Origin of the sequence: Grimontia celer, from assembly GCF_900055185.1 — a bacterium.
Taxonomy (GTDB): Bacteria; Pseudomonadota; Gammaproteobacteria; order Enterobacterales; family Vibrionaceae; genus Enterovibrio; species Enterovibrio celer.
This window is the reverse complement of the sequence record NZ_FIZX01000009.1, coordinates 49,372-62,694: the sequence shown is the minus strand read 5'-3', so window position 1 is coordinate 62,694 and position 13,323 is coordinate 49,372. Positions and strand designations below refer to the sequence as shown.

Here is a 13,323-nt window from a genome sequence, read left to right as displayed (position 1 = left end):
GCAAACAGCAAAACGTGTTCTTTAGTCATTTGAATTTAACCGCTAACGTTTCACGTGAAACATCAGTTGAGTGGAAGACAATGACCGAGAATAAAAAGTATTCTGAAGTAGAAACTGATGTAAAAGTTGGAGAGATGACAGGAGCATTAGTCGAACCAAAATCCTTCCGACATAGCAAAACGGTTTATTTGATTATTGCTGGAAGGGGCACCACGGATAGAAATGATAATCAGCCATCGATAACAACGGATACCTACAAAAAGCTCGCTCATGCCCTTTCAAAACAAAACATCGCTTCATACCGCTATGACAAAAGAGGTGTCGGTGAAAGCAAAGTAAATGGGTTAAAAGAAAACATCACCATTGATACCTATATCAATGACGCTGTTTACGTGATTGACTGGCTACGTGATAGATACCCAGCATCGAAAGTGGGCGTCATTGGTCATATTGAAGGTGGGATCATCGATCTCGCTGCAGGACTGAAAACAGACATTGATAAGCTTGTGCTCGTCGCCACACCGGGTCGCCCAATAGACCAAATCATATTGGAACAAGTTTCAGCGCGCGCTACCCAACTTGTTAATGAAGCCGAAGCCATTATCGATACATTAAAACACGGTGAAAACGTCACTCACATCAGCGAGAGCCTCTTTCCGTTATTTAGACATTCAGCCCAGCCTTATATGAAATCCTTACTGAGACAGAACCCCTGCTCTCTACTGTCCCAAAGAAAGGGCAAAACTCTCATTGTTCAAGGGAGCGTTATTTACAAGTGACAAAAGAAGATGCGCTTGCACTTTATGCGGATAACGAAAAACAAGTGACCCTAAGATTAGACGGTTTGATGAATCACGTTCTCGTGGCGGCAAACGATAACCCAGAAGATAACTTGGCGTCTTATCAGAATCCTTCTTTGGCCATTCATAAAGAATTGATAAACAGTATTATTGAATACACTTAAAGTTTTAAAATTCAACAACTTAAACAAACACATCGCGCTACGTAAAAAAAACGCCGCTAATGCGGCGTTAGGTACTCAGATTTTACGTAGAATCACGTGGTTACACGTCGAGGTTGGCAACCTTCAGGGCATTATCTTCGATAAACGCACGACGTGGCTCAACGTGATCACCCATCAATGTCGTGAAGAGCTCATCTGCTGCCACTGCATCCTGAATGGTCACGCGCATCATACGACGTGATTCTGGGTCCATGGTGGTTTCCCAAAGTTGATCAGGGTTCATCTCACCCAGACCTTTGTAACGCTGACGGCTAAGACCACGGTTAGATTCTTTAATCAACCAAGCCAGCGCATCTGCAAAGCTCTTAACAGGTTGCTTACGCTCACCACGTTGAATGTATGCAGTATCATCCAGAAGACCATCAAGTGCTTCAGCCAGATCAGCGATTCGTCCGTACTCTTTTGAGTTCAGCAGGTCGTAGCTGATGAGATACTCATGATCAACGCCGTGGGTACGAACAATCAATTCTGGTTGGTAAGCTTGATGCTCTTCATCAAACTTCACCTCAGCGCGGTACTGGCTTTCACCGGTCGAGTTCTTATTCAGAACATCCACCAGCGTATCAATCCAGGCGCGTACTTCACCCTCGTTGCTCAGCGTATCTACACTCAGACGTGGTTGGTAAACCAGCTCGTTGAGCATCGCGTATGGGTAACGACGGTTCATGCGCTTAATCAGCTTCATGACACCGTTGTACTGCTTCACAAGCTCTTCTAACGCCAGACCATTGAGTGCTGGTGCATCTTGGTTAACGAAGAGTGAAGCATTTTCCAGCGCGATAGATACCTGGTATTGCTCCATCGCTTCATCATCTTTGATGTACTGCTCTTGCTTACCTTTCTTAACTTTGTAAAGCGGCGGCTGAGCGATGTAGACATAGCCACGCTCAATCAGCTCAGGCATTTGACGATAGAAGAAGGTCAACAGCAGCGTACGGATGTGCGAGCCGTCGACGTCCGCATCGGTCATGATGATGATGCTGTGATAACGTAGCTTGTCCGGGTTGTACTCATCGCGGCCGATACCACAGCCTAGCGCCGTGATTAGCGTTGCAACTTCCTGAGAAGAAAGCATCTTGTCGAAACGCGCTTTCTCAACGTTCAGGATTTTACCTTTCAGTGGCAGAATAGCTTGGTTCTTACGGTTACGACCCTGCTTCGCGGAACCGCCCGCAGAGTCACCCTCCACAATGTAGAGTTCAGACAATGCAGGATCTTTTTCCTGACAGTCTGCAAGCTTGCCTGGCAGGCCAGCCAAATCCAGTGCACCCTTACGGCGGGTCATTTCACGTGCTTTACGTGCCGCTTCACGCGCACGCGCCGCATCAATGATTTTGCTACAAACGATCTTCGAGTCTTGTGGGTTCTCAATCAGGAACTCAGACAGTTTCTCGTTCATTGCTGACTCAACCGCTGACTTCACTTCTGAAGAAACCAGTTTGTCTTTAGTCTGGCTCGAGAATTTCGGATCCGGCACTTTCACAGACACAACAGCAGTCAAACCTTCACGGGCATCGTCGCCAGAAGTCGCTGCTTTAGCTTTCTTCGAATAGCCTTCTTTGTCCATGAAGGAGTTCAGCGTACGGGTCAGAGCTGCACGAAAACCGGCAAGGTGAGTACCGCCATCTCGCTGAGGAATGTTGTTGGTGAAACAGTAAATGTTTTCCTGGAAACCATCGTTCCATTGCATTGACACTTCTACTGACACACCGTCATCGCGTTCATGCTCAAAGTGGAACACAGTAGGGTGAATAGGTGTTTTGTTGCGGTTGAGGTGTTCTACGAATGCGCGGATACCACCTTCATACATGAAGTGGTCTTGCTTGTTCTCTTCGCGCTCGTCAATCAACTTGATAGACACGCCAGAGTTCAGGAATGAAAGCTCACGCAGGCGCTTGGCCAGAATGTCATAATGGAACGTCGTGTCAGAGAAAGTCTCGTCACTTGGCCAGAAGCGGATACGGGTACCAGTTTCCTCAGTATCACCAATCGCTTCCAGCGGCTGCTCAGGCACACCCATTTTGTAGATTTGCTGGTGGATGTTGCCGTGACGCCAGATGGTCAGCTCAAGCTTCTCAGACAGGGCGTTTACTACCGAAACACCTACACCGTGAAGACCACCGGAGACTTTGTACGAGTTGTCATCGAACTTACCACCGGCATGAAGTACCGTCATGATAACTTCCGCTGCCGATACACCCTCTTCTTCGTGGATGTCGACAGGAATACCACGACCGTCATCTTTTACAGATACCGAACCGTCTTCATGGATGGTGACCACGATGTCATTACAGTGACCAGCGAGAGCTTCATCGATAGAGTTATCGACCACCTCAAAGACCATGTGGTGCAGACCGGTACCGTCGTCAGTATCACCGATGTACATCCCCGGACGCTTTCGTACTGCATCCAGACCCTTGAGTACCTTGATACTCGATGAATCGTAATTGTTGGACATTGAGTTACTCTCGCTTAATTTTATTCTGCGGCTATTTTACCGTTTTCCACATGAAACATCTTACTATTTTCGTCGCACATTTCAGCGACCTGATCGGCACTAATGGCACTTACAAATACCTGTGCGCCTGTGGCTTTTAACTGCTCAGCCAATAGCGCCCGTCGTTGGCTATCCAACTCGGACGCAAAGTCATCTATCAAGTAGATGCATTGCTTTTGTTTGTCTTCGGTCAGTTGTTGGCCCTGTGCTAAACGAAGTGCACAAACCATCAACTTTAACTGCCCACGGGAAAGTACATCTTCCACCGGGGTGGCGCCCACGCGAAGGCGAAGATCTGCCTTGTGAGGACCACTAACCGTGTACCCGAGTTGCTGATCGCGTAAAAAGTTCTCGCGCAACAACTCGGCGTAATCTGACTCTTTATCCCAACCACGCGTGTAGTTGAGTTTGATTTCATACTCAGGCAGAAACGCTTCGCATAGCTTAGAAGCACGTTCTGAGAGCTTTTCAATATAGTCTTTGCGCCACTGGTCAATTTGGTTCGCCAGAGGCGCTAATTCCGCATCCCAGTAGCTAAGCTCACGGTAGCTACGCGCTGTTTTCATCAGCGCATTTCGTTGCTTGGTAAGCCGTTTGACCCTAGACCACGCAGGGTAAAACTGGGGTTCCACGTGAAACACACCCCAGTCGATAAATGCCCGGCGGAATTTCGGACCACCGGTTAACAGTTCAAACCCTTCCGGGGTAATCAGCTGCATCGGCAAGACTTCGGCAAGCTGCACCAGCTTCTGCCCTTTTTCCTCACCGATTTTCACTTCTGTCGAACCGTCGCGGTTTTTCTGGAGCCCTACTGGTAGTAAGGACTCACCTTCTTGCACGCGACCGTGTACAACTAATCTGTCTTGCTGGTGTCGGATCACCCTTCCGGTCAACTGGCTTCGAAATGAACGGCCATGCCCCAGATAATAAACCGCCTCCAACACACTGGTTTTTCCACTGCCGTTAGGCCCTACAAGAAAATTGAAGCCTGATGACAGGCTAAGGTCACAGGCTTCAATATTTCTCAAATCATGGATAGAGAGTCGGGACAGCGCCATATTACAGACGAATAGGCATCACGACGTACATGGCGTCATCATTGCTGACATCTTCTACCAGTGTACTCGCCGTACCATCAGTCATCGAAAAACGTACTTGCTCGCACTTAAGCGTATTTAATACATCTAGCACGTAACTGACGTTGAATCCGATTTCCAAGTCTTCGCCATCATAATTAACGTCAACAAACTCTTCCGCTTCTTCCTGCTCAGGGTTATGTGCAGAAATGCGAAGCTGGCCTGAGCTCAGGTTCAAGCGCACACCGCGGAATTTCTCATTCGACAAAATCGCTGCACGTGAAAATGCCTGACGCAGCTCGTCACAATCCGCTTCCATGATCTTGTTGGAAGATTGCGGCATAACACGGCGGTAATCAGGAAATCGACCATCCACCAGCTTAGAGGTGAACACAAACTGGTTTACCTGTGCCCGGATGTTGGCACTGCCAATCTGGATAGTCACCGGCGCTTCTGGGTTATCCAGCATACGCATCAATTCGGTCACGCCTTTGCGCGGCACAATTACTTGTTGGCCAGCCAGTTCATTGTCGAGCGCAGTTGTACCTACCGCCATACGGTGGCCGTCTGTGGCCACAGAGCGAAGTGTGGTGCCATCTGTCTCCAGCAGCATACCGTTTAGGAAGTAACGGACATCCTGGTTAGCCATGGAGAATGCAGTGCTTTCAATCAATTGGCGAAGCTTGCCTTGTGGCACCGTGAATTCCACGTTGCTCTGCCAATCTTCGATATTCGGGAAGTCAGCAGCTGGCAATGTCGACAAAGTAAAACGGCTGCGGCCTGAACGGATAACCGCGCGATCCCCTTCGAGCGTAAAACTGATAGGTGCGCTGTCTGGCAGACCACGGCAAATATCTAAAAACTTACGAGATGGAACGGTGACTGCCCCATCTTCTGCTTCACTTTCCAGCGGCAGATTAGCAATCAGCTCAACTTCCAAATCCGTACAGGTCATGGAAAGTTGTCCGAACTCTACTTTCAGCAGGATATTGCCGAGAATAGGCAGTGTAGGTCGTCCCCCTAATGCACCAGACACCTGCTGCAGGGGTTTCAAGAATTGGTCACGGGTAACTGTAAATTTCATATTAAGACGACAAAGTCCGGATCAGGTTGGAATAATCTTCTTTTATATCGTGGCTCTCTTCGCGCAGCTGTTCAATCTTTCGGCATGCGTGAAGCACCGTAGTATGATCGCGGCCACCAAATGCGTCGCCAATCTCCGGCAAACTGTGGTTGGTCAACTCTTTTGACAGTGCCATCGCCACCTGGCGTGGACGTGCCACAGAGCGGCTGCGACGTTTCGACAACAGATCCGCCATTTTGATTTTGTAGTACTCGGCGACGGTTTTCTGGATGTTGTCGATGGTAACCAGTTTTTCCTGAAGCGCCAGCAAATCACGCAGGGCTTCACGGACAAAATCGATGGTGATAGCACGGCCAGTGAAGTTAGCATTTGCTATCACGCGGTTCAGCGCCCCTTCAAGCTCTCGAACATTTGAACGCAGACGTTTGGCGATGAAGAATGCCACTTCGTCTGGCAGGCGAATATTATGGTCTTCCGCCTTTTTCATCAAAATCGCCACGCGGGTTTCAAGCTCTGGTGGCTCAATGGCAACAGTCAAACCCCAGCCAAAACGGGATTTCAGACGATCTTCCACACCGCTGATCTCTTTTGGATAACGGTCAGAGGTGAGGATGATTTGTTGGTTACCTTCCAAGAGCGCATTGAAAGTATGGAAGAACTCTTCCTGTGAGCGTTCTTTGTTAGCGAAGAATTGGATGTCATCGATAAGCAGCGCATCAACACTACGGTAGTAGCGCTTAAACTCTTCAATCTGGTTGTTCTGCAGCGCTTTAACCATGTCCTGAACAAAACGTTCGGAGTGCATGTACACCACGCGCGCATCGGTTTTGCGATCAGAAATAGCATTACCCACGGCGTGCAACAAGTGGGTTTTACCCAAACCTGTGCCGCCGTAAAGGAAAAGTGGGTTGTATGCAGCGCCTGGGTTATCTGCCACCTGACGAGCTGCAGCCAAAGCGAGTTGGTTCGACTTACCTTCAACGAAGTTAGTGAACTTGTGCTTGGGATTCACGTTAGAGCGATGATTCACATCTGATTGAACAGGAGAAGGTGCAGGTTCCCAGGTACGACCAACAGGTTTAGCGGCTGGTGCAACAGGGGCAGGAGCTGCAGGCTGGCTTGGCGGCGCCACCGGGGCAACCGGCTTACTGCCAACTTCAAAGCGCAGTACAGGCAAGTCGTTACCGCAAAATTCATTCAGTAACTGATTGATACTATTTAGGTATTTGTCGCGAACCCAATCCAATACAAAACGGTTTGGCGCGAACAAAGTCAGGGTATTGTCATTTAACTCCGCCTGAAGCGGTCGAACCCACATGCTGAATTCTGTTGCAGGAAGGTCCTCTTGAAGGCGCTGAAGGCACTGCAACCAAAGCGAAGATGACACGTCTGACTCCACACTTATTTATTAATGAAAAGGGAAGTAAGTTTATACTTGTACGAGGAGGATCGCTAGCGAAGAGATCCCTTTTGCAGTGAATAAGATCTAAGTTATACACACAGATCGCACATTTAGTTTGCAGATCGGCACAGTTAACACCCCACTTACTCACAGAATTATCCGATTTTGGCTCAAAAATCCGATGATCCGATCACAGTGTTGACTTCCCCACTCCACAAAACGTCACGGGTGATCGATGTTCTTAAAAAATTCATCCTGATCAAATTTACACACCCTATACTGGGTTATCCCTGACGATCGCACATGAAATACACAAGTAAAAGTGGATAAGATCGGCAAAGGATCCTTGCGCTTAACAGGCGACCACGTATAATTGCGCGCCCTGAGAGATTCGGATTGAAACCACCTGTGGTTTTAACATTGACTATAAGTCAGTCAGTGATTACAATCCGCCCTCTTTGTTGAGAGGCGTCGGACTTTTGTCCCACGTCGGGTTAACAAACCTAAAAACTGATCAGTAATTAAGGTAGAAACCATGAAACGCACTTTTCAACCTTCAGTTCTAAAGCGTAAGCGCACTCACGGTTTCCGTGCGCGCATGGCAACTAAGAACGGTCGTAAGGTTATCGCCGCTCGCCGTGCGAAAGGCCGTAGCAAGCTTTCAAAATAATCCTTAGCGATTTGTGAATAAGCTAGCTTTTTCTCGGGAGTTACGTCTGTTAACTCCCGAACATTTCAACTTCGTCTTCCAGCAACCTCACCGCGCTGGCTCTCCACACTTAACCATTCTTGCTCGAAACAACAAACTTGGACGCCCACGTCTAGGCCAAGCTGTTCCAAAAAAACAAATCAAACTTGCCGTTGACCGAAATCGCTTTAAACGTTTGGTACGTGAAAGTTTTCGTCTCAACCAGCACTCGCTGATGGCAAAAGATTATGTTGTGATAGCAAAGAAAAGTGCGAATGAGCTCAGTAACGAAGAACTGAGTCAGCTGCTCGATAAGTTATGGCAACGTTTGTCTCGACCGCCGCGAAAAAAATAGTCACTGGACTGTTTCGCGGGTATCAACTCTTCATCAGCCCACTTCTGGGGCCAAGATGTCGCTTCACGCCGACATGCTCCCAATACGCCATAGAAGCGGTCAACCGTCACGGTGTGATAAAAGGGTGTTGGTTCGCCAGCAAACGTTTATTAAAATGCCACCCTCTTAATCATGGTGGGTACGATCCTGTACCCCCGCGTCATCCTAAAAATCGAGACAATTAACAATGGATTCTCAACGCAATATCCTGTTGATTGCCCTAATGTTTGTATCCTTCATGTTGTATCTCAACTGGACGGAAGCAACCAACCCTCAACCACAGGGCCAGGGCGTAACACAGCAAGCACAACACAGTGGTGATGTACCTGCCAGCTCAGATGCGTCTCAGCCTCTGACGCAGGACGCAGTTTCAAATAAGCTGATCACCATTAAAAGTGACGTGCTGACTTTGACCGTTGACACACAAGGCGGTGACATTCTTCGCGCTGAACTGAACAACTACGACGCAGAGTTCGACTCTGTCGACAAGTTCGTGATGCTCAAAAACCAGCCTGACCACGTATTCGTTGCTCAAAGTGGTCTGATTGGCCCTGATGGTATCGATACCCTGGATGGTCGTGCACAGTTCTCTGCAAACGGCACCGACTTTGTGATGGCTGATGGCCAGGACGAGTTGCGTGTTCCACTGACGCTGGTTAAAGACGGCATTACCTTCACCAAAACCTTTGTACTGAAACGCGACAACTACGCGGTTGACGTTGACTACACGGTAGACAACCAAAGCAGCAAAGCAGCAACAGTACAAATGTATGCGCAGCTAAAACAAAACCTACTGGATGACGGCGGCAGCCTGACCATGCCGACATACCGCGGTGGTGTGTACTCAGCTGACGATGCGAAATACGAGAAATACAGCTTTGACGATATGAAGGACAGAAACCTGAACCTGACTATCGCCAATCAAGGTTGGGCAGGCATGATGCAACACTACTTTGTTGCAGCCTGGATCCCGCATTCAGAAGGTGAAGCGAACCTGTATACCCGCACCAGTAATGGCCAGGGCTTTATCGGTGTACGTTACCCAACCACCACAGTTGCAGCAGGTTCAACGGCACAACTGGACGCGACCCTGTGGGTAGGCCCTAAGCTTCAGGACAAAATGGCTGAAGTGGCACCTAACCTGAACCTGACCGTCGACTACGGCTGGCTGTGGTTTATCGCGAGTCCACTGCACTGGTTGCTGTCAACCATTCACGGTTTCGTGGGCAACTGGGGTGTGGCAATCATCATCCTGACCTTCATCGTTCGTGGTGTGATGTACCCGCTGACCAAAGCGCAGTACACCTCAATGGCGAAAATGCGCATGCTGCAACCAAAACTGGCAGAAATGCGTGAACGCATTGGTGATGACCGCCAGCGCATGAGCCAGGAAATGATGGAGCTGTATAAGAAAGAGAAAGTGAACCCGCTGGGCGGCTGTTTACCTCTGCTTCTACAAATGCCTATCTTCATCGCACTTTACTGGGCGTTGATGGAATCTGTAGAACTGCGCCATGCGCCGTTCATGCTGTGGATTCAAGACTTGTCAGCACCGGATCCATACTACGTGCTGCCACTGCTGATGGGTGCTTCTATGTTCCTCATCCAGAAGATGAGCCCAAGCACTATCACCGATCCAATGCAGCAGAAGATCATGAACTTCATGCCAGTGATGTTCACCGTGTTCTTCCTGTGGTTCCCAGCAGGTCTGGTATTGTACTGGTTGGTGTCGAACGTTGTGACCCTTATCCAGCAGACCATGATTTACCGTGCGCTGGAGAAAAAAGGCCTACACAGCCGCACTTAATCGCACTGAATACTGACAAGGCGGCCAACTGGCCGCCTTTCTTCTTTCTGAAGACGCGACATGCGGTCAGGTAAAATTGGTATACACTAAGCAACGTTTTCAAACCGCAGGTAAAGTTTCATGATTCACTCAGACACCATTGTTGCTCAGGCGACACCACCGGGACGCGGCGGTGTGGGCATCATCCGCGTATCCGGCCCCAAAGCCAAAGAAGTTGCCCTGGCGGTCACCGGACGTGAACTTCCGGTGCGTCGCGCCGAATACCTGCCGTTTAACGATGAACAGGGCAACGCCCTCGATCAGGGAATTGCCTTGTACTTCCAGGCGCCGAATTCATTCACCGGTGAAGATGTGCTGGAACTTCAAGGTCATGGCGGCCCAGTCATCATGGATATGCTGATCAAGCGCATTGTGGATATCGATGGTGTTCGCACTGCCCGTCCGGGCGAGTTTTCCGAACGCGCCTTTTTGAATGACAAACTCGATCTGGCGCAAGCAGAAGCGATTGCCGACTTGATTGATGCCAGCTCAGAACAAGCGGCCAAAAGCGCACTGCAAAGCCTTCAGGGGGCGTTTTCGGGCAAGGTTAATACGCTGGTGGAATCGCTGATCCATCTGCGCATATACGTGGAAGCGGCGATAGATTTCCCGGATGAGGAAATCGATTTTCTCTCTGACGGTAAAGTCGCCGCCGATCTCGACAACATCATCAACTCGCTGGATGACGTGCGTAAAGCAGCCAACCAAGGCGCTATCATGCGTGAAGGCATGAAAGTAGTGATCGCCGGCCGTCCGAATGCGGGTAAATCCAGCCTGCTCAATGCCCTTTCCGGCAAAGAAAGCGCCATTGTGACCGACATTGCCGGCACTACCCGTGATGTGCTCCGTGAGCATATCCACATTGATGGCATGCCACTGCACATCATAGATACTGCGGGCTTGCGTGATGCTTCCGACGAAGTGGAACGCATTGGTATCGAACGTGCCTGGGATGAAATCGCTCAGGCGGACCGCGTGCTCTTTATGGTGGATGGCACCACCACTGATGCAACATCACCGGAAGAAATCTGGCCGGAGTTCATCGACCGCCTGCCAGAAAACATCGGTATGACGGTTATCCGTAACAAGGCAGACATGACAGGTGAAACCCTGGGGATTTGCCATGCCAGTCAGCCTACCCTTATCCGTTTGAGCGCGAAGACAGGAGCAGGTGTCGATGCCCTGCGTGAGCACCTGAAAGCCTGTATGGGCTTCTCTGGCGCGACAGAGGGTGGCTTTATGGCCCGTCGCCGTCACTTGGAAGCACTGGATGCAGCCGCCCGACACCTCGATATCGGGAAAGATCAACTTGAGGGTTATATGGCCGGAGAGATCCTCGCTGAAGAGCTACGCATTGCTCAACAACACCTTTCTGAGATCACCGGTGAATTCAGCTCAGACGATCTTCTCGGTAGGATCTTCAGCTCTTTCTGTATCGGTAAATAGTCCCAACCAAGCCACCTTCGGGTGGCTTGCTACCTCCGAATTGTCCCGCTTTTGCTACACTTGATGTCAAACTCCATTTCTGTCAGCCGAAGCAATGATCAACAGTCTCAACCCGATTCTGAATCTGGGGATAACACGCTGCGACAAGCTACAGGTACATCACCTTCGCATGGTGAACCTGCTCACTTGCCTCTGTGCGGGCGGTACACTGCTATTCTCAGCGTTGTTCTGGTTTGCTTTTGGCAGCGCCACCGCAGCCCTGTTGAATGGCTTGTTTGCCATGCTGTACCTCATCTCTTTTGTACTGACCAGAGAGGGGATCCTATGGATGGCGAAGTACTGGATATTCGTGACCTTTTTCCTTCAGCAACTTTTCCTTCCCCTGTTTGTGTTATCAGCTAATTTTGAAACCGAATTGCTGTTACTGGTGGTTCCAACCGCAGTCGTACTTGTCTTCGACCCCAATGAGCGCCTTCCACGATATGGCTTATCGCTCATTGCCATCTTCCTGCTTTTCCTGGCTAAAACAGTCCCTTCAGCGGACCCGGTGCTTGCGTTGACTGACACCAATGCCCGTGCCGCTTATCTATGCGTTATTTTGATCCTGGTACTGGCTTCCGTTGCATTAACCGACTTCTATTTAGTGGATCTTCACAGCATTGATGAGTCTTCCAGAAAACTGGTTCATGAGGATCTTCTGACGGAAACGGCGAACAGCCAAAGCCTATACAATCAGGCCGATGAACTTTTCTTTCAGGCTCAGCGCCGTGGGGAGCCTTTATCTATCATCGCCATCAATCTTGATGACTTCAGGCAAATCAATGAAATGCATGGAAGACCCACTGGCGACCAAGTACTCGTGCACATCGCTGATCTGTTGAGGGAGCAATTGCCTCCGGCCACCCCAATCGGACGTTTGTATGCGGATAACTTCGCTGTTCTGCTACGAAACACCCCGTCCAATGAGGCGATGCGCGTTGCCGAACAGCTAAAATTGGCAATAGGACGCAGCGTGGTTTTGCTTGATAACACTGCCGTAAAACGGACAGCAAGCCTTGGTGTCACCACCTCCAATGAAGGCTGTTTGGCAGGATTCCAATTAATTGATACCGCTATTCTTGCTGTCCAAAATGCCAAAAAACGCGGCAAGAACAAGATACAAACCCTGTCTCCCAAAGGAATCAATGCGCTATATCGCAACGAACACTACCAACCCAGCTGACTTGACGCGCGATATCCCATCACTCAATACTAACGGCCATCAATAATCCGTTAGAGAACAAGCTTATGTCTGAACTAACCCTGATCACAGGCAGCACCCTAGGCGGCGCCGAATATGTGGGCGATCATATTGCCGATCTTTTAGAGCAGGATGGCATCTCAGTGAAGGTGATCAATGAAGGCCAACTCAACGACATCACAGAAGCCTCACGTCTTTTGCTGGTAACATCAACCCATGGCGCTGGGGACTATCCAGACAATCTCGCACCAATGATGGAGGCGCTAAAGAGCCAATCTCCGGATCTAAGTGCGCTCAAATACGCAGTGATCGCCATTGGGGATTCCAGTTATGACACATTTTGTGGTGCAGGGATTCAGGCTGATGAGCTACTAAAAAGCCTGGGAGCACAGGACTTAGCTCCCCGTTTAGAGATCGACATTCTTGAACAACCCCTTCCTGAAGAAGCCGCCGAAGTATGGTTATCCCAGAACAAATCGGCATTTTGTGAATAAATAAGTGCAACTCGAACAAAAAATTTATTCAAAAATGTGACCTTCACTTTGTGGATAACTATAGATCTAATCGGTGATCAACCTATAGTTATCCCAATAACAACTTTATATCGCTTTTCCACCTGTTGATAA

13 protein-coding genes are annotated in these 13,323 nt (G+C 49.2%); 9 read left to right on the top strand and 4 right to left on the bottom strand.

Annotated elements, in window-relative coordinates; genetic code table 11:
- Positions 1–80: 80 nt before the first annotated feature.
- Complete coding sequence (locus GCE9029_RS24320) at positions 81–779, top strand: alpha/beta hydrolase (protein WP_062667749.1); 699 nt, start codon at positions 81–83, stop codon at positions 777–779.
- Complete coding sequence (locus tag GCE9029_RS24315) at positions 776–964, top strand: hypothetical protein (RefSeq protein WP_062667746.1); 189 nt, start codon at positions 776–778, stop codon at positions 962–964. The genes GCE9029_RS24320 and GCE9029_RS24315 overlap by 4 nt, the downstream gene beginning before the upstream one ends.
- Positions 965–1,064: 100 nt before the next feature.
- Here the strand turns inward: GCE9029_RS24315 and gyrB are convergent, their stop codons facing one another.
- The 4 genes from gyrB to dnaA are packed head-to-tail and all read right to left on the bottom strand — an operon-like array spanning position 1,065 to position 7,068.
- Complete coding sequence (gyrB, locus tag GCE9029_RS24310; RefSeq protein ID WP_062667744.1) at positions 1,065–3,482, bottom strand: DNA topoisomerase (ATP-hydrolyzing) subunit B; 2,418 nt, start codon at positions 3,480–3,482, stop codon at positions 1,065–1,067.
- 20 nt (positions 3,483–3,502) lie between these two features.
- Positions 3,503–4,579, bottom strand: coding sequence for a DNA replication/repair protein RecF (gene recF / locus GCE9029_RS24305; RefSeq protein WP_062667742.1), 1,077 nt, complete (start codon positions 4,577–4,579; stop codon positions 3,503–3,505).
- 1 nt (position 4,580) lies between these two features.
- Positions 4,581–5,681: a DNA polymerase III subunit beta gene (gene dnaN / locus GCE9029_RS24300; protein ID WP_046303087.1), complete on the bottom strand. Its 1,101-nt coding sequence runs from the start codon at positions 5,679–5,681 to the stop codon at positions 4,581–4,583.
- A gap of 1 nt (position 5,682) precedes the next feature.
- A complete protein-coding gene (dnaA, locus tag GCE9029_RS24295) occupies positions 5,683–7,068 on the bottom strand; it encodes a chromosomal replication initiator protein DnaA (protein ID WP_002540782.1) in 1,386 nt (461 codons plus the stop codon).
- A 550-nt stretch (positions 7,069–7,618) separates the two neighbouring features.
- Here dnaA and rpmH point away from each other — a divergent pair.
- The 7 genes from rpmH to mioC all read left to right on the top strand — a co-directional run bounded on the left by rpmH (position 7,619) and on the right by mioC (position 13,191).
- A complete protein-coding gene (gene rpmH, locus GCE9029_RS24290; protein ID WP_002540783.1) occupies positions 7,619–7,753 on the top strand; it encodes a 50S ribosomal protein L34 in 135 nt (44 codons plus the stop codon).
- A 13-nt stretch (positions 7,754–7,766) separates the two neighbouring features.
- A complete protein-coding gene (gene rnpA, locus GCE9029_RS24285) occupies positions 7,767–8,126 on the top strand; it encodes a ribonuclease P protein component (RefSeq protein ID WP_039850324.1) in 360 nt (119 codons plus the stop codon).
- On the top strand, positions 8,090–8,350 hold the full coding sequence (yidD, locus tag GCE9029_RS26155; RefSeq protein WP_082111347.1) for a membrane protein insertion efficiency factor YidD: 261 nt from the start codon (positions 8,090–8,092) through the stop codon (positions 8,348–8,350). The genes rnpA and yidD overlap by 37 nt, the downstream gene beginning before the upstream one ends.
- Before the next feature lie 2 nt (positions 8,351–8,352).
- Positions 8,353–9,972, top strand: a complete 1,620-nt coding sequence (gene yidC / locus GCE9029_RS24280) for a membrane protein insertase YidC (RefSeq protein WP_062667739.1) — start codon at positions 8,353–8,355, stop codon at positions 9,970–9,972.
- Positions 9,973–10,092: 120 nt separating this feature from the next.
- Positions 10,093–11,457 carry a tRNA uridine-5-carboxymethylaminomethyl(34) synthesis GTPase MnmE gene (gene mnmE, locus GCE9029_RS24275; RefSeq protein ID WP_062667737.1) on the top strand — a complete coding sequence of 455 codons (1,365 nt, stop codon included), beginning with the start codon at positions 10,093–10,095 and terminating at the stop codon, positions 11,455–11,457.
- 94 nt (positions 11,458–11,551) lie between these two features.
- Positions 11,552–12,679, top strand: a complete 1,128-nt coding sequence (locus tag GCE9029_RS24270) for a GGDEF domain-containing protein (RefSeq protein WP_231870196.1) — start codon at positions 11,552–11,554, stop codon at positions 12,677–12,679.
- Positions 12,680–12,744: 65 nt separating this feature from the next.
- Entirely contained in the window at positions 12,745–13,191 is a 447-nt protein-coding gene (gene mioC, locus GCE9029_RS24265) for an FMN-binding protein MioC (RefSeq protein ID WP_062667733.1), read from the top strand.
- The last annotated feature ends 132 nt before the right edge of the window (positions 13,192–13,323 follow it).

Bases quoted from the DNA above. Each gene is read 5' to 3' on its own strand.
- gyrB (WP_062667744.1), bottom strand. From the start codon at position 3,482: ATGTCCAACAATTACGATTCATCGAGTATCAAGGTACTCAAGGGTCTG.
- mioC (WP_062667733.1), top strand. From the start codon at position 12,745: ATGTCTGAACTAACCCTGATCACAGGCAGCACCCTAGGCGGCGCCGAA.
- mnmE (WP_062667737.1), top strand. From the start codon at position 10,093: ATGATTCACTCAGACACCATTGTTGCTCAGGCGACACCACCGGGACGC.
- rpmH (WP_002540783.1), top strand. From the start codon at position 7,619: ATGAAACGCACTTTTCAACCTTCAGTTCTAAAGCGTAAGCGCACTCAC.
- GCE9029_RS24270 (WP_231870196.1), top strand. From the start codon at position 11,552: ATGATCAACAGTCTCAACCCGATTCTGAATCTGGGGATAACACGCTGC.
- GCE9029_RS24320 (WP_062667749.1), top strand. From the start codon at position 81: ATGACCGAGAATAAAAAGTATTCTGAAGTAGAAACTGATGTAAAAGTT.
- dnaN (WP_046303087.1), bottom strand. From the start codon at position 5,681: ATGAAATTTACAGTTACCCGTGACCAATTCTTGAAACCCCTGCAGCAG.
- recF (WP_062667742.1), bottom strand. From the start codon at position 4,579: ATGGCGCTGTCCCGACTCTCTATCCATGATTTGAGAAATATTGAAGCC.
- yidC (WP_062667739.1), top strand. From the start codon at position 8,353: ATGGATTCTCAACGCAATATCCTGTTGATTGCCCTAATGTTTGTATCC.
- yidD (WP_082111347.1), top strand. From the start codon at position 8,090: ATGGCAACGTTTGTCTCGACCGCCGCGAAAAAAATAGTCACTGGACTG.